Source organism: Paenibacillus glycanilyticus NBRC 16618, from assembly GCF_004000805.1.
Lineage (GTDB): Bacteria > Bacillota > Bacilli > Paenibacillales > Paenibacillaceae > Pristimantibacillus > Pristimantibacillus glycanilyticus.
The window spans coordinates 1-20,218 of record NZ_BILY01000053.1 but is presented as its reverse complement, the minus strand read 5'-3'; the positions used below and the strand labels follow the sequence as shown (position 1 = coordinate 20,218).

At 51.7% G+C, this 20,218-nt stretch carries 17 protein-coding genes and 1 tRNA gene; 16 read left to right on the top strand and 2 right to left on the bottom strand.

Annotated features, from left to right (window positions below; all coding sequences use genetic code 11):
* Positions 1-102 precede the first annotated feature (102 nt).
* The 8 genes from PGL01S_RS28055 (at position 103) to PGL01S_RS28020 (ending at position 8,635) form a co-directional block, all read left to right on the top strand.
* Complete coding sequence (locus PGL01S_RS28055) at positions 103-1,056, top strand: ribose-phosphate diphosphokinase (RefSeq protein ID WP_116394259.1); 954 nt, start codon at positions 103-105, stop codon at positions 1,054-1,056.
* Positions 1,057-1,192: 136 nt separating this feature from the next.
* Positions 1,193-2,938, top strand: coding sequence for a tetratricopeptide repeat protein (locus PGL01S_RS28050; RefSeq protein WP_127498597.1), 1,746 nt, complete (start codon positions 1,193-1,195; stop codon positions 2,936-2,938).
* A 365-nt stretch (positions 2,939-3,303) separates the two neighbouring features.
* The gene (trxB, locus tag PGL01S_RS28045) at positions 3,304-4,233 is read left to right on the top strand and encodes a thioredoxin-disulfide reductase (RefSeq protein ID WP_127498595.1); all 930 of its coding nucleotides are present in this window, start codon (positions 3,304-3,306) and stop codon (positions 4,231-4,233) included.
* Positions 4,234-4,397: 164 nt separating this feature from the next.
* Positions 4,398-5,348: an ROK family glucokinase gene (locus tag PGL01S_RS28040; RefSeq protein WP_116394256.1), complete on the top strand. Its 951-nt coding sequence runs from the start codon at positions 4,398-4,400 to the stop codon at positions 5,346-5,348.
* Positions 5,349-5,389: 41 nt separating this feature from the next.
* Positions 5,390-6,274 carry an RNase adapter RapZ gene (gene rapZ, locus PGL01S_RS28035; RefSeq protein ID WP_085982376.1) on the top strand — a complete coding sequence of 295 codons (885 nt, stop codon included), beginning with the start codon at positions 5,390-5,392 and terminating at the stop codon, positions 6,272-6,274.
* Between the two features lie 12 nt (positions 6,275-6,286).
* Positions 6,287-7,273, top strand: a complete 987-nt coding sequence (mgfK, locus tag PGL01S_RS28030; RefSeq protein ID WP_127498593.1) for a gluconeogenesis morphogenetic factor MgfK — start codon at positions 6,287-6,289, stop codon at positions 7,271-7,273.
* A gap of 7 nt (positions 7,274-7,280) precedes the next feature.
* Positions 7,281-8,210, top strand: a complete 930-nt coding sequence (gene whiA, locus PGL01S_RS28025; RefSeq protein WP_116394254.1) for a DNA-binding protein WhiA — start codon at positions 7,281-7,283, stop codon at positions 8,208-8,210.
* 155 nt (positions 8,211-8,365) lie between these two features.
* Positions 8,366-8,635, top strand: a complete 270-nt coding sequence (locus PGL01S_RS28020; protein ID WP_012772176.1) for an HPr family phosphocarrier protein — start codon at positions 8,366-8,368, stop codon at positions 8,633-8,635.
* Between the two features lie 139 nt (positions 8,636-8,774).
* On the opposite strand, the gene clpP is transcribed toward PGL01S_RS28020, so the two are convergent.
* Together clpP and PGL01S_RS28010 are read right to left on the bottom strand one after the other, a co-directional pair.
* On the bottom strand, positions 8,775-9,356 hold the full coding sequence (clpP, locus tag PGL01S_RS28015; RefSeq protein ID WP_174806616.1) for an ATP-dependent Clp endopeptidase proteolytic subunit ClpP: 582 nt from the start codon (positions 9,354-9,356) through the stop codon (positions 8,775-8,777).
* A 171-nt stretch (positions 9,357-9,527) separates the two neighbouring features.
* Positions 9,528-9,602 (bottom strand) — tRNA-Arg (locus tag PGL01S_RS28010).
* Between the two features lie 247 nt (positions 9,603-9,849).
* Between PGL01S_RS28010 and PGL01S_RS28005 the strand changes: the two genes are divergently transcribed.
* The 8 genes from PGL01S_RS28005 to rnr form a co-directional block, all read left to right on the top strand.
* Positions 9,850-10,896 carry a sugar-binding transcriptional regulator gene (locus tag PGL01S_RS28005; protein WP_116394252.1) on the top strand — a complete coding sequence of 349 codons (1,047 nt, stop codon included), beginning with the start codon at positions 9,850-9,852 and terminating at the stop codon, positions 10,894-10,896.
* A 77-nt stretch (positions 10,897-10,973) separates the two neighbouring features.
* On the top strand, positions 10,974-11,978 hold the full coding sequence (gap, locus tag PGL01S_RS28000; RefSeq protein WP_127498591.1) for a type I glyceraldehyde-3-phosphate dehydrogenase: 1,005 nt from the start codon (positions 10,974-10,976) through the stop codon (positions 11,976-11,978).
* Between the two features lie 200 nt (positions 11,979-12,178).
* The gene (locus PGL01S_RS27995; protein ID WP_127498588.1) at positions 12,179-13,360 is read left to right on the top strand and encodes a phosphoglycerate kinase; all 1,182 of its coding nucleotides are present in this window, start codon (positions 12,179-12,181) and stop codon (positions 13,358-13,360) included.
* Positions 13,361-13,398: 38 nt separating this feature from the next.
* Positions 13,399-14,154 (top strand): triose-phosphate isomerase, encoded by a 756-nt coding sequence (tpiA, locus tag PGL01S_RS27990; protein WP_127498586.1) that lies wholly within the window; start codon positions 13,399-13,401, stop codon positions 14,152-14,154.
* A gap of 1 nt (position 14,155) precedes the next feature.
* Positions 14,156-15,691 (top strand): 2,3-bisphosphoglycerate-independent phosphoglycerate mutase, encoded by a 1,536-nt coding sequence (gpmI, locus tag PGL01S_RS27985; protein ID WP_127498583.1) that lies wholly within the window; start codon positions 14,156-14,158, stop codon positions 15,689-15,691.
* Positions 15,692-15,769: 78 nt separating this feature from the next.
* Entirely contained in the window at positions 15,770-17,062 is a 1,293-nt protein-coding gene (gene eno, locus PGL01S_RS27980; protein ID WP_116394247.1) for a phosphopyruvate hydratase, read from the top strand.
* A 159-nt stretch (positions 17,063-17,221) separates the two neighbouring features.
* Positions 17,222-17,458 (top strand): preprotein translocase subunit SecG, encoded by a 237-nt coding sequence (gene secG, locus PGL01S_RS27975; RefSeq protein WP_116394246.1) that lies wholly within the window; start codon positions 17,222-17,224, stop codon positions 17,456-17,458.
* A 176-nt stretch (positions 17,459-17,634) separates the two neighbouring features.
* Positions 17,635-20,218 (top strand): ribonuclease R (gene rnr, locus PGL01S_RS27970; RefSeq protein WP_127498580.1); only part of this gene is annotated, 2,584 nt, incomplete at its 3' end.

Genomic DNA, 20,218 nt, shown 5'->3' with positions numbered 1-20,218 from the left:
GCGCGGTATGAAAGCGTCCTGCAATTGACGAAGGCTTTGCCTTATGGCGAAGTTTAGGACTTCATGTCAAATTATTTGGTTTAAAACGCTCAGGAGGGTATCATGTTTAGCGACAAGTTGCGTATTTTTTCGGGTTCGTCCAATCCCGCGTTGGCTCAAAAGATCGCCGGTGATCTGGGATTGACACTCGGCGCCATCAAAATGTCCCGTTTCAAGAGCGGGGAGATCTACGTCCACTACGAAGAGACGATTCGTAACTGCGACGTATTCCTCGTTCAATCGTTCTCGCATCCGATCAACGAGCATTTTGTTGAACTGCTCGTCATGATTGACGCAGCGAAGCGGGCATCCGCGAAGACGATCAACATCATCATGCCGTACTACGGCTATGCGCGCCAAGAGCGCAAAGCAGCACCGCGGGAGCCGATCTCCGCGAAAATGGTGGCAGACGTTCTTACTACGGTTGGTGCAAACCGTGTCATCACGATTGACCTGCATGCGCCGGCTATCCAAGGCTTCTTCAACATCCCGGTAGACCACATGACAGCTCTTGATCTGCTCAGCGATTACCTGAAGTCGAAGAACATCGAAAATCCGGTAGTCGTGTCTCCGGACGCTGGCCGTGCATCCACGGCTGAAAAGCTTGCGAATAACCTGGACACATCGTTTGCCATTATGATCAAGAAGCGCCCTGCGCATAATGAGTCCTCGATTACCCACGTAATCGGCGACGTAGAGGGTCAAACCGCTATCATTATCGAAGACTTGATCGATACGGGCAGCACGATTGTCAACGTTGTAGAGAGCTTGAAGGAGCGCGGAGCCAAAGAAGTCTATGTATGCGCAACTCACCCGCTGTTCTCGGGCAATGCCATTGAGCGTTTGAATCATCCTCATATCAAAGAAATTATCGTAACGGATTCGATCTCTCTGCCAGAGAATCGTCCGGATAAGTTCACGGTATTGTCGGTCGCTCCGCTGCTTGCGGAAGCAACCCGCATTATCATTGAAGGCGGTTCGATCAGCACCCTCTTCAAGACAAACGGCGGCGTTTAATCGAATATGGCAATGACAAGAAAATCGCGGGCGTTTTTCCTTACGTTCGCGATTTTCCCACATATTCTTTCGTGTTAGGATAGGCATTGCTATGGTATAATCGTAGAAAATCAAGTTCCGGGAGGTGCCTTGCCAGGTGAAAGAGAAGAAACGTGAAGCCATAGAACAGACAGCCAAGATCATACCGATACAATGGGACGCCACGTTCTTTTTCGAGCGGGCCGTGCGCTCGTTGGATCGTTACCACTATGACAAGGCACTCAAATATTTCCGGCGTGCCGTGGAGTATGAACCGGAAAATCCGGTTAATCATTGCAACATGGCAGGCATCATGTCGGAGATGGGCAATTATGAGGAATCCAACCGGATTCTGAAATGGATTGTCGATGAGCTGGATCCGACCATGACGGAATGTCATTTCTACATGGCCAACAACTATGCCAACATGGAGATGTACGAAGCAGCGGAAGGCGCGCTTATTCATTATTTGGAGGAAGACGCGGACGGACAATACCTCGACGAAGCCGAGGAAATGATGGAGCTTCTCCATTATGAGCTGGAGCGCCCTGCACCGTTGACGAATATAAAAGCGCGCGAAGGAATGGTCGAGCACGACCAGGCCCGCAAGCTTCTGGAAGAAGGCAAGTTTACGGAAGCGGTCCGTATCTTGGAGAAAATTATTGAGGAGCAGCCGGAGTTTCTGGCAGCCCGCAATAATTTGGCGCTGGCCTATTACTATATGGGCATGTTCGACAAAGCGATGGCTACGATCCGGGAGGCGCTGGAGCTCGAGCCCGGGAATCTGCATGCCCTTTGCAATCTGGGGATCTTCTATCAGCATGCGGGAGATAAAGATAGTCTTACTCCTCTGCTTGATTTGCTGCGCAAAACGGCGCCGTTCCATCAGGAGCATGTCTTCAAGCTGGCTACTACGATGGGCATTCTGGGAGAGCATGAAGCGGCGTACCGCCATTTCACCCGTCTACTGAAGGATGCGGAGCTTAACCTTGACCCTTGCCTGTATCACTACGCTGCTGTAGCCGCATGCCATATCGGCCGTTATGCGGAGGCGGAGCGCCTGTGGAAGCAGGCGGCGAAGCTGGATCCGGAATCGGATATACCGCGTTATTACATGGAGCAGCTGGCTCTCATCAAAGCCGGCGACCAGAACGCATCGGTAAGCTATCACTATCATTTACCGTTCGAGGAGCAGTTCAAGCTGTGGGAAAATTCCTCGGACGGACTTCCCGAGCATTTGAAGCGCGACCCGCTCGTGCGCTCCTCGTTCTTCTGGGCACTCCGTCACGGAGACCAGAATACGAAGCTGCAGGTCATTCAGGCGCTTGGCATGATTGCCGACAATGAAGTCAAGGACGTCCTTCGCGCGTTCCTGCTCGAAGCGGACGAAGATGATTATTTGAAGCGGATTGCCGTGTTTGTGCTTCGCACAATCGGCGTACAGGAACCGCTTCAAGCCGTACTTGAAGGTAAAGCTACGGTCATTGAGCCGAACCGGGTTCCATCCCGTCTGCCCGTATGGGAAGACAAGTGGCAGGAGGTCGTGGAAGCGGCGATGTCTCGCGTGAACAAACGCTTCGACCTGGTGCAGCAGTACGATCTGATGACGCTGTGGGTAGAGTTCCTGTCCAGACTGTATCCGGAAGTGCCAAAGCTGACCAAGCCGGAAGGCTGGGCGGCGGCGCTTGAGTATTTAACGGCGAAAATGCACCGTCGGACAACGTCGTATCCCGAAATCTCGGAGCGTTACGGCGTCTCCATCGCAACCGTAAGCAAAAACGCAAAAAGAATCGACGAGGTATGCGGGATCAAGGAAAAGATGAAATCGATCAGCTCGGTTTTCTCCTTGGACCATCTCGAATAGGGCATTTCGCCCATTACCAACGCACTTAGGATATGGTTCCCTAAGTGCGTTTTGTTTTTACCGGGCAAACTTATATATAATAAGGATATATAAGTTTGCCCTAATCTTTTCCTTCTCCAACCACACGTTGGTTGGACGACTTAAAAATCTCTGCGATGTAGTCTGTTTGATCGCACGCTGTAAGCGTAGCGGAAATAACGTACTGGAGAAGCGTAGCGTTCGCCTTTGTCCACCGAATTTCAACCGCTAAAGCGGTTATTCAAATGAAGAAATTCGGGGACAACAGCGATTGGAAGGACGTTATTTTCGCGCAGCGGCATCACGAGCGACAACCAGCAACCATCGCCACTTTTAGGAGGACAACCATGTACAAATCCATTATTATAGGCACCGGCCCAGCCGGCCTCACGGCAGCGATTTATTTGGCGCGCGCAAACATGAAGCCTCTTGTCATCGAAGGGCCGGAGCCGGGCGGCCAGTTGACAACGACGACGGAGGTCGAGAATTTCCCGGGCTTCCCGGAAGGAATTATGGGGCCCGACCTGATGGCGAATATGCGCAAGCAGGCGGAACGTTTCGGCGCCGAGTTCATGACCGGATGGGTGAACAGCGTCGATATGTCGGAGCGTCCGTTCAAGCTTCAGGTAGAAGGCAAAGGCGAATTTGTCGGCGAAACGATCATTATTTCTACCGGAGCCTCGGCTAGATGGTTGGGGATCCCCGGCGAGAAAGATAATATCGGCCGCGGCGTAAGCACATGCGCAACCTGTGACGGCTTCTTTTTCCGCAATAAAAAGATCGTGGTGATCGGCGGCGGCGATTCGGCCATGGAGGAAGCGAACTTCCTTACCCGCTTTGCGACGAATGTTGAACTCGTAAACCGTCGTGATGAGCTCCGCGCCTCAAAAATCATGCAGGACCGCGCGCGCGAGAACGAGAAAATCAGCTGGAGCCTAAACCGTACGCCGCTGGAGGTAGAAGCGAACGGCATGGGCGTTACCGGCCTTAAAGTCCGCAACAATGCAACGGGCGAAGACGAAACGATCCAGACGGACGGTGTATTTATCGCGATTGGCCATACGCCTAACACGAAGTTCCTGAACGGCCAGATCGACACCGACGAGCATGGCTACATTAAAGTGAAGCCAGGCAGCTCGGAGACGAACGTGCCGGGCGTATTCGCCTGCGGAGACGTACAGGACAACAAATACCGCCAAGCGATTACGGCGGCAGGCAGCGGCTGCATGGCGGCGCTTGATTGCGAACGGTTCCTCGAGAACATCGGCTCACATTAATAAACGAGATGAAGTCGGCCCTTTCCTCTCCCGGAGAGGGCTTTTTCCTGCCAGCTTCTTATAGCTCAAGGGAAACACTGGGGCGGCGATTATCTTGACCGGAATAGGGCATTGGCTTATAGTTGGTTAAAGAGTAGATAACATATTAATGAGGTGGACTAGTAATGTCTGAGAAGATTTACGTTGGAGTCGATGTCGGCGGCACCGCTATTAAAGTTGGGATTTGTAACGTGGAGGGAGAATTGCTCCACACTTACGAAGGGCCGACGGAAACGAGTAAAGGTACGGACACCATCCTTCATAATATTGCGCAGTATGCGCGGAACATCGTGACCGAATCGCCGTTTGAATGGGAGCAAGTTGCAGGCGTTGGCGTAGGGATCGCCGGCTTCCTTGATATTCCGAACGGTATTGTGAAATTTTCGGGCAACTTGAAGATTGAGAATGTTCATTTGAAGGAATATCTCGAGAAGGAGCTTCAAGTTAAAGTCCTCGTTAATAACGACGCAAACGTTGCCGCGCTTGGCGAAGCATGGGCTGGAGCGGGCAAAGGCATCGATAACTGCGTCTGCTATACACTGGGTACGGGCGTAGGCGGCGGTATTATTATCGGCGGCAAAATCGTAGAGGGCTTTGCGGGCATGGCCGGTGAGCTGGGCCACATCGCGATTGTTCCCGATCTGGAAGCGATTCAATGCGGCTGCGGCAAAATGGGCTGCCTCGAGTCGGTATCCTCCGCTACGGGTATTATCCGCATGGCGAAGGACGCTGTTGAGCGCGGAGACCGCACCGTCTTGTCGACAGTAGAAGACATTATGGCGAAAGACGTTATCGACGCCGCGAAAGCAGGTGACGAGGTTGCTTCGCGTATCGTTAGCCGCGCAGCGTACTACCTGGGCAAATCGATGGCATTGATGGCTGTCGTATTGAATCCGGAGTGCTTTATTATCGGCGGCGGCGTGTCGAAAGCAGGCGACTTCCTGTTCGACCAAATTCGCGAGGTATTCCAGAAATATACCCAGAAGGAAGCACAAGAAGGCGTGAAGATCGTTGCGGCTACGCTTGGCAATAACGCGGGCGTTGTAGGCGCGGCGGGTCTTATCTTGCGTTCCTAATGAGTATGGACAGCGTTACGATGGGGAGAGAGGGGACAGCTATGGAAACGGGAGCGATGTCAAAGCTTGTTATCATTACAGGGATGTCTGGCGCGGGCAAGACGATTGCCGTACAGAGCCTTGAAGATTTGGGCTTTTTCTGCGTTGATAATTTACCGCCGGTGCTAATCCCTAAATTCGCAGAGCTGATTGAGCAGTCGAATGGCAAAATCGGCAAAGTAGCCCTTGTGATTGACCTTAGGGGCCGTGAATTTTTTACCGCCTTATCGGAATCTTTAAGCTTTATCAAAGAGCATTTCACGATCAGCTGCGAAATTTTGTTCCTGGACGCAACGGACGAGGTGCTCGTCCAGCGCTATAAGGAAAGCCGCCGTCGTCATCCGCTTGCTCCGGAGGGCATGCCGCTTGAAGGCATCCGCAACGAGAGAAGAATGCTGGAGGATTTGAAGGGCTCGGCTTCGCAGGTTATTGATACAAGCAATATCAAGCCGGCACAGCTCAAGGAGCGTATCATTTCCCGGTTTACGAACTTGGAGAATAACAGCCTTTCGGTGAATGTGACCTCCTTCGGGTTCAAATACGGCATTCCGATCGACGCCGATTTGATTTATGACGTGCGCTTTTTGCCTAATCCGCATTATGTGGATCATTTGCGCCCGAATACCGGGCAAAACCCGGAAGTGTACGATTACGTGATGAAATGGCCGGAGACGCAAGCCTTCCTGACCAAGCTGCTCGATATGCTCCAGTTTCTTCTCCCTCTTTACCACAAAGAAGGCAAGAGCCAGGTCGTTATCGGCATCGGGTGTACGGGCGGCAAACACCGCTCGGTTGCGATTGCAGAATATTTGGGTCGCATGCTCGGCAGCAGCGATACGGAACGGGTACGCGTCAGCCACCGCGATGCTGACCGTGATAAGCATTGACGGGGTGATTGGATGCAGAATAGGCATAAAATTATAAGGCGGCCGAAAATTGTTGTGGTAGGCGGCGGAACCGGCTTGTCGGTGATGCTGCGGGGGCTTAAGGAGAAGCCTCTCGATATTACGGCAATCGTGACGGTCGCCGATGACGGGGGAAGCTCGGGAGTACTGCGCAACGAACTGCAGATCCCGCCTCCGGGCGATATCCGCAACGTTATTATGGCGCTTGCGGATGCGGAGCCTTTATTGACGGAAGTGCTTCAATACCGTTTCTCCAGCGGCACCGGATTAGCCGGGCATAGCCTGGGTAATCTGATGTTGGCTGCGATGACGGATATTGCAGGCGATTTCGTTACGGGCGTACGGGAGCTTAGCAAGGTATTGGCCGTGCGAGGGAGAGTGCTTCCTGCCGCGGGCCGGGCTATCGTGCTGAAGGCCGAGATGGCCGACGGTACCGTTGTGGTCGGGGAATCCATGATTCCGAAAGCTGGTAAGAAGATTAAACGGGTATTCGTAGAGCCCGACAATGTAGAGCCTCTTCCGGAGGCTATTGAAGCGATTGAACAAGCCGATGCGATTCTGATTGGTCCAGGCAGCTTGTATACGAGTATTATTCCGAATCTGCTCGTACCTAAGCTAGCGAAGGCCATTGTGGAATCAACGGCTGTAAAGCTGTTTGTCTGCAACGTGATGACGCAGCCGGGCGAGACGGATGGATACTCGGTCAGCGATCATCTCAAGGCCGTGCAGGACCATATCGGGCATAAGCTTTTCGATTACGTGCTGGTCAACGATGGGGAGATTTCTCCGGAGGTGGCGGAAAAGTATGCGGAATTGGGCTCTACCCAGGTAGAGCTGGATATAGACGAAATAAACCGGTTGGGATACGAGATTATATCCGATCGTCTCGTGCTGTACCGGACGTTTTTGCGTCATGACGCAGAGCGGCTAAGTCATCATATTTATAAATTAGTGGAAAACTGGATGTTAAGAAAGAGGTGAACTAGCGATGTCATTTGCGGCCCAAACGAAGAAAGAGCTGACGATGGTTGAGGCGGATACCTGCTGTGAACGTGCCGAATTGTCCGCACTCATTCGAATGAATGGCTCGGTCAGCGTCTCCAGCCGCAAAGTCGTCCTCGACATCTCAACCGAAAACGCAGCAATTGCCCGCCGGATCTATTCCTTGGTGAAAAAGCATTTTGAAGTGCATACGGAGCTGCTCGTCCGTAAGAAAATGCGTCTCAAAAAAAATAATGTATATATCGTCAGAATTCCGACGAAGGTACAGGAAATACTAAGTGAGCTGCGAATTGTATCCGAAGGCTTTGTGTTTAACTTGGGTATTGATAAAGAAATCATCAAAAAGCCGTGCTGCAAACGATCTTATCTGCGCGGAGCGTTCCTGGCCGGCGGCTCGGTCAACAACCCGGAGGGCTCTTCCTACCATCTTGAAATTTCGTCGATGTACGAAGAGCACTGCGAGGCGCTGGTTGAGCTGGCCAACAAGTTTGGACTAAACGCAAGATGTATCGAGCGGAAGAAAGGCTTTGTGTTCTACATCAAAGAGGGCGAGAAAATTATCGAGCTGCTGAACATTATTGGCGCCCATCAGGCATTGTTCAAATTCGAGGACGTCCGCATTATGCGCGACATGCGGAACTCGGTTAACCGGATCGTGAATTGCGAAACGGCTAACCTGAACAAAACGATTGGCGCGGCTGTCAGACAAATCGATAATATCAAGCTGCTGCAAAAGGAAATCGGATTAAACAATCTTCCCGATAAGCTTAGAGAGGTTGCCGAAATCAGGCTCCAGCATCCGGATATGAACCTGAAGGAAGTTGGGGAAATGCTGAAGGGGACCGTAAGCAAGTCCGGCGTTAACCACCGGCTGCGGAAAATTGATGAACTTGCGGAAAAAATCCGAAACGGCTAAACTTTTAACCTAGTGCATCAGATGGTATAATGATATAATATGAACAAAAAGTCTTATGTAAGGTGTAACATTGCATTTTAAAGGTATTAGTCATGTCAGGCTGAGCACTGAAGCGAAATTGCCAGACTTATTATAGTATAGGGGGTATGGTTACCATGACAAGGCTACCGGTTGTCGTTCGTCTTAAAACAGGTTTGCACGCTAGACCTGCCGCATTATTCGTTCAAGAAGCGAACAAATTTTCCTCCGAAGTATTTGTTGAGAAAGACGACAAGAAAGTAAACGCAAAATCCATTATGGGTATCATGAGCCTTGCGATCAGCTCGGGCACAGAGATTCATATCAGCGCAGAGGGTTCGGATGCAGAACAGGCTGTAAACGCTTTAGTCGCGCTCGTCAGCAAAGAAGAGCTGGAGAACCAATAAGAACCGACAAAGAGGGGTGTCCCGAGTCATCATTTTGAATGACAATGGGATAGTCCTTTTTTCTTTGATTTTTAAGAAAACGACAAAGAAAGCGGCTGCTCATGGAAATCCATGTTCAGCCGCTTTTTGTATTTATGCGTTAGATACGCTCGATGACTTTATCGACCAGACCGTATTGACGAGCTTCTTCCGCGCTCATGAAGTAATCGCGGTCGGTATCCTTCTCGATGCGATCGAGAGGTTGTCCGGAACGCTCAGCCAGGATGCCGTTCAGCTTATCGCGCATTTTGATAATGCGGCGGGCGCGGATTTCGATATCGCTTGCTTGACCTTCAGCGCCGCCAAGCGGTTGATGAATCATCACTTCGCTGTTCGGGAGCGCATAACGCTTGCCAATGGCACCGGCCGTGAGCAGGAAAGCGCCCATCGATGCCGCCATGCCGACGCAAATTGTCGAAACATCGGGTTTAATGTATTGCATCGTATCATAGATAGCCATGCCTGCCGTAATGGATCCGCCAGGGCTGTTAATGTAGAGAGAAATATCTTTCTCAGGATCTTCTGCTGCAAGGAACAGCATCTGAGCAATAATGGAGTTGGCTACCACATCGTTGACGCCCGACCCGAGGAAGATGATGCGATCCTTCAGAAGGCGGGAGTAAATGTCGTAAGCGCGTTCTCCGCGATTGCTCTGTTCAATAACCATAGGAACGAAATTCATATCCAACCAAGTCCCCTCCTCAAAATAGCAAAGATGGTATTACTGATTCCCATTCTAGCGGATGATCAAACAAAAGTCAAAGATAGTCAAACTCAATTTTTGAGAAAAACAAAAAAACCGTCCTCATCGAGGACGGTTCCTGTTTATGTATAGCGTTAAGGTAAAGTTGAATGGCGCGCCCGCTAGGAATCGAACCTAGATCTCAGGCTCCGGAGGCCTACGTCATATCCATTGGACCACGGGCGCATATTTGCATAAGAAAGCAACAGCAAAACTTAGTATACGCGATTGTATTGTAGAAAGCAAGACAGATGAGAAAAATAAATTTGAGCAAATCGTGAATACAAACGCTTTCATCGGCGATTGCTTACTTGCCATGTGAATTGTTTTTAGCTAAAATAGAGGTGGGACTTAAAGTGAGTATGCGGGACGTTTAACGTCCATCCCCTGAAAGCCCATTACGCCTATTGACGGGTGGAGTGAAAAGTAGAGGATGCGTCACATTATTGAGCTGCAGCAGCAGCTTCTCCCAGATTTGCTTGACGTGATGAAGAAGCGATACTCGATATTGCGCCAAGTGATGTTGTCCGATCTGATCGGCCGGAGGACGCTCGCCAATTCCTTAGGGATGACGGAACGGGTGCTGAGGGCGGAAACAGATTTCCTGAAATCGCAGGGACTGCTGGAGATTCATACGGCGGGAATGCGGATCAGTGAAGCGGGCAAGCAATTGCTTGAGCAATTGGAGCCCTTCTACAAGACGTTATTCGGCTTGTCCGATCTGGAAGAGAAGATCAGGAGTCACTTCGGATTATCGCAGGTCATTGTTGTAGCAGGCGATTCCGAGGAGTCGGAGCAGTCGAAGCGGGAGCTTGGAAGAGCAGCCTGCCAGGTGCTTCGCAAAGTGATGGAGCCAAACGATGTCGTGGCCGTAACCGGCGGAACGACGATCGCTCAGGTAGCTAACCAATTAACTTCTACGACACCACTCAAGAACAACTGGTTTGTACCGGCGAGAGGCGGACTTGGCGAAAGTCTCGATTATCAAGCCAATACCATTGCATCCACAATGGCAAAGCGTACTGGCGCCAACTACCGGATGCTCCATGTGCCGGATCATCTTGGTGACGAAGCCTACGCATCCATGATGCAGGAACCGAATATCCGCGATATAGTCGAGGTTGTCCGGAGTGCCCGAATCGTCGTACACGGGATCGGGGACGCTATGGTGATGGCCCGGCGCAGAAAGCTGAATCCTGAACTGGTGAAGGCGATGGCCGCGGATGGCGCATTGGCTGAAGCTTTTGGTTTTTATTTCGACCGTAACGGCGAGGTTGTTCACAAAATGCAGACCGTAGGATTACGACTCGAGGATATTGTGAAGACTGAAGTTGTTATAGGAGTGGCTGGCGGCCATAGCAAAGGCGAAGCCATAGCAGCCATTATGAAATTTGGGCACAATGATGTACTTGTTACCGATGAAGCGGCGGCTCTCGAGATGTCCGCGATCATCGATGAACAGCAGCAATCGTTATCTTAACGATTTGCGGCAGGCTCTGCTGCAGAACGTTTTGAAATATATACCATAGTCATTTAAAAGCTTAGGAGGAATTTAAAATGGTTAAAATTGGTATTAACGGATTTGGTCGTATCGGTCGTAACGTGTTCCGCGCATCGCTGAACAACCCTAATGTTGAGGTAGTAGCGGTAAATGACCTGACTGACACTAAAACACTTGCACACCTGCTGAAATATGACACAACTCATGGCACTCTTGATGCTACGGTTGAAGCAAAAGAAGGCGCAATTCTCGTTAACGGCAAAGAAATCAAAGTATTTGCTGAACGTAACCCTGAGAACCTGGCATGGGGCTCCGTAGGCGCTGAAATCGTTGTTGAGTCCACTGGTATCTTCACAGCGAAAGAAAAAGCCGAGCTTCACCTTAAAGGCGGCGCTAAAAAAGTTATCATCTCCGCTCCAGCAACTAACGAAGACATCACAATCGTTATGGGCGTTAACGAAGACAAGTACGATGCTGCATCGCACACTGTAATCTCCAACGCTTCTTGCACAACGAACTGTCTTGCACCATTCGCAAAAGTATTGAACGACAAATTCGGTATCGTTAAAGGTATGATGACTACTATTCACTCGTACACAAACGACCAAGCCGTACTGGACGTTCCTCACAAAGACCTGCGTCGTGCTCGCGCAGCTGCTGAGAACATCATTCCTTCGTCGACAGGCGCTGCAAAAGCAGTATCCCTGGTTCTGCCTGAACTGAAAGGCAAACTGAACGGCATGGCTATGCGCGTTCCTACGCCTAACGTTTCCGTAACTGACCTGGTTGCTGAACTGAAAGTTAACGTTACGGTTGAAGAAGTTAACGCAGCTCTGAAAGAAGCTTCCGAAGGCGCTCTTAAAGGCATTCTGAACTACAACGAACTTCCACTGGTATCCAGCGACTATAACAGCGACCCAGCTTCCTCCACAATCGACGCTCTGTCGACTATGGTAGTAGAAGGCAACATGGTTAAAGTTATCTCCTGGTACGACAACGAGTGGGGCTACTCGAACCGTGTAGTTGACCTCGCTGCATTCGTGGCAAGCAAAGGTCTGTAAGATACACACGCTATTCCACAATTGCATGGAACGCTTTCGTCCCGGAGCTTGACGCTCCGGGATACGCTTAGTCTGCGGCTCCACTTAAGTGGATATTAGGCGAAGGCGTTCCTTCTTGCGAGAAGGAACGCCTTTTTTGCTGCTGTTATAGGCTTTATCTCATATATGCTTTCAACTTCATAATCAGGGAGGCAACACCATTGAATAAGAAAAGTGTTCGTGACGTAGAAGTAGCAGGCAAACGCGTATTTGTACGCGTCGATTTCAACGTACCACTCGAAGATGGCAAAATTACTGACGACAAGCGTATCCGCGAAACGCTTCCTACGATCAACTATCTGATCGAAAAAGGCGCTAAAGTAATCCTCGCGAGCCACCTTGGCCGTCCAAACGGTGAAGTGGTTGAAGAACTGCGTCACACAGCTTCTGCCGTACGTCTGTCCGAGCTTCTTGGCAAACCGGTTGTAAAAGCTAACGACTCCGTTGGTGAAGAAGTGAAAGCACAAGTTAACGCGCTGAATAATGGCGACGTACTCCTGCTTGAGAACGTTCGTTTCCATGCGGGCGAAGAAAAGAACGATCCGGAACTGGCTAAGCAATTCGCCGAGCTGGCTGATCTGTTCGTAAACGATGCGTTTGGCGCCGCTCACCGTGCTCACGCTTCGACAGAAGGCATTGCGCACTACCTGCCTGCGGTATCGGGTCTCTTGATGGAGCGCGAGCTTGATGTTCTCGGCAAAGCGCTGAACAACCCTGAGCGTCCTTTCACAGCAATCGTTGGCGGTTCGAAAGTAAAAGACAAAATCGACGTTATCAATAAAATGATCGAGATCGCTGATAACATCATCATCGGCGGCGGCTTGTCTTACACCTTCTTCAAAGCGCAAGGCCATGAAATCGGCCAATCGCTCGTTGACAACTCCAAGCTGGATCTGGCTCTTGAGTTCATCGAGAAAGCAAAATCGCTGGGCAAAAACTTCCTGATCCCTGTTGATATCGTTATTACTGACGAGTTCAGCAAAGACGCAAACACGAAAATCGTTGACGTTGACGGCATCCCTGCTGACTGGGAAGGCATCGACATCGGTCCTAAAACTCGCGAGATCTACGCTGACGTTATCAAAAACTCCAAGCTGGTTGTTTGGAACGGGCCAATGGGCGTATTCGAAATCGAACCATTCTCCCACGGTACTCGTGCGGTTGCTAACGCATGCGCGGAAACAGCTGGTTACACGGTAATCGGCGGCGGCGACTCCGCTGCGGCTGCAGAGAAATTCGGCGTGGCAGACAAAATGGATCACATCTCCACTGGCGGCGGCGCTTCCCTGGAATTCATGGAAGGCAAAGCACTTCCGGGCGTTGTAGCTCTTAACGATAAATAAGATAGAAATATATAATTTTAGAAACGAGGGAATATACGATGAGCAGAACACCTATCATTGCAGGTAACTGGAAAATGTTCAAAACCGTTTCCGAAGCTGTATCGTTCTTCTCCGAAGTAAAAGGCAAGGCTGAGATTGCTGGCGTAGAGAGCGTCATTTGCGCTCCTTACACTACTCTTCCGGCGCTTGTTGAAGCGGCAAAAGGCACGTCGATCGCAATCGGCGCGCAAAACCTGCACTTCGAAGACAACGGTGCGTTCACGGGCGAAATCAGCGGCGTTATGCTGAAGGATCTTGGCGTGAAGTACGTCATTATCGGTCACTCCGAGCGTCGTGCTTACTTCGCTGAAACCGACGAGATCGTTAACAAAAAAATGCATGCGGCATTCAAACACGGCATTACGCCAATCGTTTGCGTGGGCGAAAAGCTCGAAGAGCGCGAAGCTAACCAAACGAAGGATGTTTGCAAAGTGCAAACCGAAGCGGCATTCCAAGGCCTGTCGGCTGCGCAAGCAGCTGAAGTGGTTATCGCTTATGAGCCAATCTGGGCGATCGGCACAGGCAAATCTTCGACTTCCGAAGACGCGCAGGACGTTATCGGCTACATCCGCAGCGTAGTTGCTGATCTGTATGATGCGGCAACGGCTGATGCGGTTCGTATCCAATACGGCGGCAGCGTAAAACCTAACAACGTTGCGGAATACATGGGACAAGCGGACATCGACGGCGCTCTTGTTGGCGGCGCATCGCTTGAACCTGCTTCCTATATCGCACTCGTTGAGGGGGCCAAGTAAGATGGCTCCGAAACCAGTTGCACTGATTATTCTCGACGGCTTTGGCCTTCGCGACGACGTAACCGGCAATGCCGTTGCGCAAGCGAAAAAACCAAACTACGACCGCTACTGGTCGACTTATCCGCATACAACCCTTACGGCTTCCGGCGAAGCAGTAGGTTTGCCGGATGGCCAAATGGGCAACTCCGAGGTTGGTCACTTGAACATCGGCGCTGGCCGTATCGTATATCAGGATCTGACTCGCATCTCGAAGTCGATCCGCGACGGCGAATTTTTCGATAACGAGACGCTTCTTGGGGCGGTTCGCCACGCGAAAGCGAACGGCAAGAAGCTTCACCTGTACGGCCTGCTGTCCGACGGCGGCGTACACAGCCACATTGCTCACCTGTTTGCTCTGCTGGAACTGGCTAAGAAAGAGGAGCTGAACGAAGTATTCATTCATGCCTTCCTCGACGGCCGCGACGTTGCTCCGGACAGCGCGAAGGGTTACCTGGAACAGCTGCAAGCGAAGATTGAAGAAGTGGGCGTAGGCCAGATCGCTACCGTTCAAGGCCGTTACTACGCAATGGACCGCGACAAGCGTTGGGAGCGTACGGAGAAGTCGTACCGCGCCATGGTTTACGGCGAAGGTCCTAAATACACGGATCCTATCAAGGCTGTAGTTGAATCCTATGAAAAATCCGTTTATGATGAATTCGTTATGCCAACGGTTATCGTAGGCGAGAACGATGAGCCGGTAGGCCTGGTTGAATCGGAAGACTCCATCGTCTTCTTCAACTTCCGTCCCGACCGTGCGATTCAGCTTGGCCAAGTATTCACCAATGAAGATTTCCGCGGCTTCGACCGTGGCGAGAAATGCCCGAAAAACCTGCATTTTGTCTGCCTGACGCTGTTCAGCGAGACAATCGGCGGTTATGTGGCTTATTCCCCTAAGAACCTGGATAATACCCTTGGCGAAGTGCTTGTTCAAAACAACAAGAAACAACTCCGCATTGCCGAAACCGAGAAGTACCCGCATGTCACGTTCTTCTTCAGCGGCGGCCGCGATGTTGAGCTTCCGGGCGAGACTCGCGTACTGATCAATTCGCCGAAGGTTGCAACTTACGACCTGCAGCCGGAAATGAGCGCGTACGAGGTTGCGGCGGCAGCGGTGAGAGAGATCGAAGCCGATAAGCATGACGCGATCATTCTTAACTTTGCTAACCCTGACATGGTAGGTCACTCCGGCATGCTGGAGCCGACAATCAAAGCAGTTGAAGCAACGGACGAATGTCTGGGTCAAGTGGTGGAAGCTGTCCTTGCAAAAGGCGGCGTGGCGATCATTACGGCTGACCACGGCAACGCGGATATGGTATTCGACGAGAACGGGCGTCCGTTCACCGCGCATACGACGAACCCGGTTCCTTGTATCGTTACGGTAGCTGGCGGAGAGCTTCGCGAAGGCGGCATTCTGGCTGACCTGGCTCCAACGGTTCTTGATTTGCTCCAGCTGGCTAAACCAGCCGAAATGACAGGTACAACATTGATTCAGAAGTAAGTTTCAAGGTAGAATCAATACAGCTTGTTTTCCATGCTTCAACCCTATAAATAATTTAACTGAAGGAGTGTTACTCAAATGTCTATCATCGTTGACGTTTACGCACGTGAAGTGCTGGATTCCCGCGGGAATCCAACTGTAGAAGTAGAAGTATCCCTGGAATCCGGCGGCAAAGGCCGCGCAATCGTACCATCCGGCGCATCCACTGGCGCTTACGAAGCTGTTGAGCTTCGCGACGGCGACAAAGGCCGTTACCTGGGCAAAGGCGTTGAAAAAGCGGTTGAGAACGTAAACGCGATTATCGCACCTGAAATCATCGGTCTGGACGCTCTTGATCAAGTAGCTATCGACCGCAAAATGATCGAGCTTGACGGTACTCCTAACAAAGCTAAGCTTGGCGCTAACGCAATCCTGGCTGTATCGATGGCTGTTGCACGCGCTGCGGCTGACGCGCTGAACGTGTCCCTGTACACTTACCTCGGCGGCTTCAACGCAAAAACGCTGCCAGTTCCAATGATGAACATCATCAACGGCGGCGAGCATGCGGACAACAACGTTGACGTTCAAGAGTTCATGGTTCTGCCGGTTGGCGCTCCAACCTTCAAAGAAGCTCTTCGCATCGGCGCTGAAATCTTCCACAACCTGAAATCGGTTCTGAAAGACAAAGGCCTGAACACTGCTGTAGGCGACGAAGGCGGCTTTGCTCCTAACCTTGGTTCCAATGAAGAAGCGATCACAACAATCATCTCCGCTATCGAGCGTGCTGGTTACAAACCGGGCGTTGACGTATTCCTCGGCATGGACGTAGCTTCCACTGAGTTCTACAAAGACGGCAAATACCACCTCGAAGGCGAAGGCAAATCCTTCACTTCCGCGGAATTCGTTGACCTGCTTGCTTCGTGGGTTGAGAAGTACCCAATCATCACAATCGAAGACGGCTGCTCCGAAGACGACTGGGAAGGTTGGAAATTGCTCACTGACAAACTCGGCGGCAAAGTACAGCTCGTTGGTGACGACCTGTTCGTTACAAACACGGAGCGTCTGTCCGATGGTATCGAAAAAGGCGTGGGTAACTCCATCCTCGTTAAAGTTAACCAAATCGGTTCGCTTACTGAAACATTCGACGCGATCGAAATGGCGAAACGCGCTGGTTACACAGCGGTTATCTCCCACCGTTCCGGCGAAAGCGAAGACAGCACAATCGCTGACATCGCGGTTGCTACAAACGCTGGCCAGATCAAAACAGGCGCTCCGTCCCGTACGGACCGCGTAGCGAAATACAACCAATTGCTCCGCATTGAAGACCAACTCGGTTCGGTTGCTCAATATGCAGGCAAATCGGCATTCTACAACCTGAAAAACTTCAAATAAGTTTTTTGGCAATAGGTAAAAAGGCATCCCGGTGAGGGGATGCCTTTTTTGCTGTTTAATGGAATTCACGCCGAAATTTGAAACTATTGAATTACTTGTCCTCCTATGATAAAATCAATTTATGTGTTTAACGGAGCTCCTATGCTGGAGGTGGATCAAATGGAAATCTTTTGGAAGATTTTGCTCGTTATTTTTGCAATCGGCTTGATCTCAGTTGTATTGCTGCAAAAAGGGAAAAGCGCTGGATTGTCCGGGGCGATTACTGGCGGTGCTGAGCACTTGTTCGGTAAGCAGAAGGCGCGCGGTTTGGACTTGTTCCTTCAGCGTTTGACAGTAGGGCTGGCGAGCGGGTTCTTTATCCTGGCGCTGGTTGTAGCATACGTAGTTAAAGTGTAAATCATTACGATTCGTACTCAGAAACGGAGGGAGACCTCCGTTTTTTTGTTTTTTCCGGTCTTTTACGGATGCTAAGGAATGATTTCGTGTATACTAAACGGTATATGATAATCTATCAACCGGTAGCTGGATGGCGGTAGGGAAAGCCTCCGGTGTATGAGGTGACAAGGAAAACTATGATGCAAGAGCAGGAACTGCTTGATTTTATGCGGGAAACGGCCTACAAGCCGATGACTTATCAGGAGCTGGAACAACATTTCGGCATTAACGATGCGGCGGAGTTTAAAGAATTCCTGAAGCTGCTTAATCAGCTCGAGGAAGAGGGCAAAGTCATTCGGACGCGCAATGAACGCTATGGCGTTCCGGAGCGTATGAACCTGCTAAGAGGGAAAATCCAGGCGCACGCGAAGGGCTTCGCGTTTTTGCTGCCTGACGAGAAGGATCATCCTGATGTTTACATACATGCAAACGATCAGAAGAGCGCGATGAACGGCGATATCGCGCTGGTGCGCATTACTTCGCAAAGCGAAGGCGGAGGCCGGATGGAAGGCGAGGTCGTCCGCATTGTGCAGCGTGCCGTTACGCAGGTAGTGGGCACGTTCGAAAGCCATGAGGCATTTGGCTTTGTAGTTCCGGATGATAAACGGATTAACCGGGATATTTTTATTCCGAAGGGTGAATTTCAAGGGGCGGTAACCGGTCAGAAGGTGGTCGTAAAGATTACTTCCTATCCGGAAGGACGGTCTGCGGCGCAAGGCGAAATTATCGAAATTCTCGGACATAAGAACGATCCGGGCATCGACATCTTGTCCATTATCCGCAAGCATCAGCTGCCCGAAGGCTTCTCGGATGAAGTGATGGCTGAAGCCGAGGCGGCTCCGGACTCCATTACCGAGGAAGAGATTGTTGAACAAGGCCGCCGCGATCTTCGCGGAGAAGTGATTGTGACGATTGACGGCGAAGACGCGAAGGACCTTGATGACGCGGTTCATGTGAAGCGGCTGGAGAACGGCAACTATCTGCTTGGCGTTCATATCGCCGATGTCGGCTACTACGTGAAGGAGCGTTCGGAGCTTGACCAGGAAGCTTTCCGCCGGGGATGCAGCGTTTACCTGGTAGACCGGGTTATTCCGATGCTGCCGCACCGTTTGTCGAACGGGATTTGCTCGCTGAATCCTCAGGTAGACCGGCTGACGCTTTCCTGCGAGATGGAGTTTGACCCCAAGCTGAAGCGCGTTCGGCACGATATTTTCACGAGCGTTATTAAGACGAAAGAGCGCATGACTTATACGAATGTGCGCAAGATCTTGACGGCGACCGAAGAAGAGCCGGAGACGGAGCTGAAGGAACGTTATGCCGATCTGCTGGGCATGTTCACGCTGATGGAAGAGCTTGCGATGAAGCTTAGGAAGAAACGGATGAAGCGCGGCGCCATCGACTTTGATTTCCAGGAATCGAAAGTGATCGTCGACGAGGAAGGCAAGGCGGTTGATATTATCAAACGCGAGCGTTCTATTGCGGAAATGATTATCGAGGAGTTCATGCTTGCGGCGAACGAAACGGTAGCCGAGCATTTCCACTGGCTCCGCGTGCCGTTCCTGTACCGGATTCACGAGGATCCCGATCAGGAGAAGCTGCTTCACTTCATGCAATTCGCTTCGAACTTCGGTTACGTGGTAAAGGGCAAGGGCAATTCGGTTCACCCGCGCGCCTTGCAGACGCTTCTTGAAGAGATCCACGGCACAAAGGAAGAGACGGTTATTTCGACCGTGATGCTTCGCTCCATGAAGCAGGCGAAATACGATGCGGAAAGCCTCGGCCACTTTGGGCTTGCGGCGGAGTTCTACTCCCACTTCACATCGCCGATCCGGCGTTATCCGGATCTAGTGATTCACCGGGTTATCCGCGAGGTTCTCGAGAACGGCGGGGCATTGCCGGAAAAACGCAACGAGGCGCTGGCGGCCCGCATGCCGGACATCGCGCAGCATTCCTCCGAACGCGAACGCGTGGCGGTCGATGCGGAACGGGATACGGATAAGCTCAAAAAATGCGAATTCATGCTGGACAAAGTCGGCGAGGAATTCGACGGCATTATCAGCAGCGTGACAAGCTTCGGCATGTTTGTCGAATTGGATAATACGGTGGAAGGCCTTATCCGGTTGAGCGGTTTGACGGATGATTATTATCACTTCCACGAGCTTCATATGGTGCTGATCGGCGAGCGTACCTCTAAGGTATACCGCATCGGCGATGAAGTGAAAATCCGCGTGGCGCAGGTGAACATGGACGATTACACCATCGATTTCGAGATGGTGGACATGAAGCCGCGCAGCGATTTCCGTGGCGTAGCGGATGCAGGATTTGGCGCGCGCAACGGAGGCGGCCGCAAGCGCGGAGGTTTCAGCCGCGGCGGGGACACGGGCGCGGTAGTTGGGCGCGGCGGCGGAAAAGGCGGCCGCGGGAAGGAAGGCGGCCGCGGCGGCGAAGCGCGCGGCGATCGTGGTAATCGCGGCCCTGGCAAGGGCGGCCGCGGAGATGTTCAGCGCGCCGAGCATGGCGGCGCGCAAGGAAACGCGAAGCGGAAGCGCGGAGGCGCTGACCGCGGAGCGGCCGGGGGCGCGAGCCGCCCGGCCGAAGGCGCGGCGGAGCGCTCGCCTTGGCAAGAGCAGGCGAAGCCGCTCGAGCAAGGGCGTCAAGTGCGCGGGGCAAGGCCGCGCACGGATATGTGGGGGCTGCCGATTAGCGGCAGCCGCGGCAGAG

What these genes read in the sequence shown, in the direction of transcription:
- PGL01S_RS28055 (WP_116394259.1), top strand. Translation starts at nt 103, where the DNA reads ATGTTTAGCGACAAGTTGCGTATTTTTTCGGGTTCGTCCAATCCCGCG.
- trxB (WP_127498595.1), top strand. Translation starts at nt 3,304, where the DNA reads ATGTACAAATCCATTATTATAGGCACCGGCCCAGCCGGCCTCACGGCA.
- PGL01S_RS28040 (WP_116394256.1), top strand. Translation starts at nt 4,398, where the DNA reads ATGTCTGAGAAGATTTACGTTGGAGTCGATGTCGGCGGCACCGCTATT.
- rapZ (WP_085982376.1), top strand. Translation starts at nt 5,390, where the DNA reads ATGGAAACGGGAGCGATGTCAAAGCTTGTTATCATTACAGGGATGTCT.
- mgfK (WP_127498593.1), top strand. Translation starts at nt 6,287, where the DNA reads ATGCAGAATAGGCATAAAATTATAAGGCGGCCGAAAATTGTTGTGGTA.
- whiA (WP_116394254.1), top strand. Translation starts at nt 7,281, where the DNA reads ATGTCATTTGCGGCCCAAACGAAGAAAGAGCTGACGATGGTTGAGGCG.
- PGL01S_RS28020 (WP_012772176.1), top strand. Translation starts at nt 8,366, where the DNA reads ATGACAAGGCTACCGGTTGTCGTTCGTCTTAAAACAGGTTTGCACGCT.
- clpP (WP_174806616.1), bottom strand. Translation starts at nt 9,356, where the DNA reads ATGAATTTCGTTCCTATGGTTATTGAACAGAGCAATCGCGGAGAACGC.
- PGL01S_RS28005 (WP_116394252.1), top strand. Translation starts at nt 9,850, where the DNA reads ATGCGTCACATTATTGAGCTGCAGCAGCAGCTTCTCCCAGATTTGCTT.
- gap (WP_127498591.1), top strand. Translation starts at nt 10,974, where the DNA reads ATGGTTAAAATTGGTATTAACGGATTTGGTCGTATCGGTCGTAACGTG.
- tpiA (WP_127498586.1), top strand. Translation starts at nt 13,399, where the DNA reads ATGAGCAGAACACCTATCATTGCAGGTAACTGGAAAATGTTCAAAACC.
- gpmI (WP_127498583.1), top strand. Translation starts at nt 14,156, where the DNA reads ATGGCTCCGAAACCAGTTGCACTGATTATTCTCGACGGCTTTGGCCTT.
- eno (WP_116394247.1), top strand. Translation starts at nt 15,770, where the DNA reads ATGTCTATCATCGTTGACGTTTACGCACGTGAAGTGCTGGATTCCCGC.
- secG (WP_116394246.1), top strand. Translation starts at nt 17,222, where the DNA reads ATGGAAATCTTTTGGAAGATTTTGCTCGTTATTTTTGCAATCGGCTTG.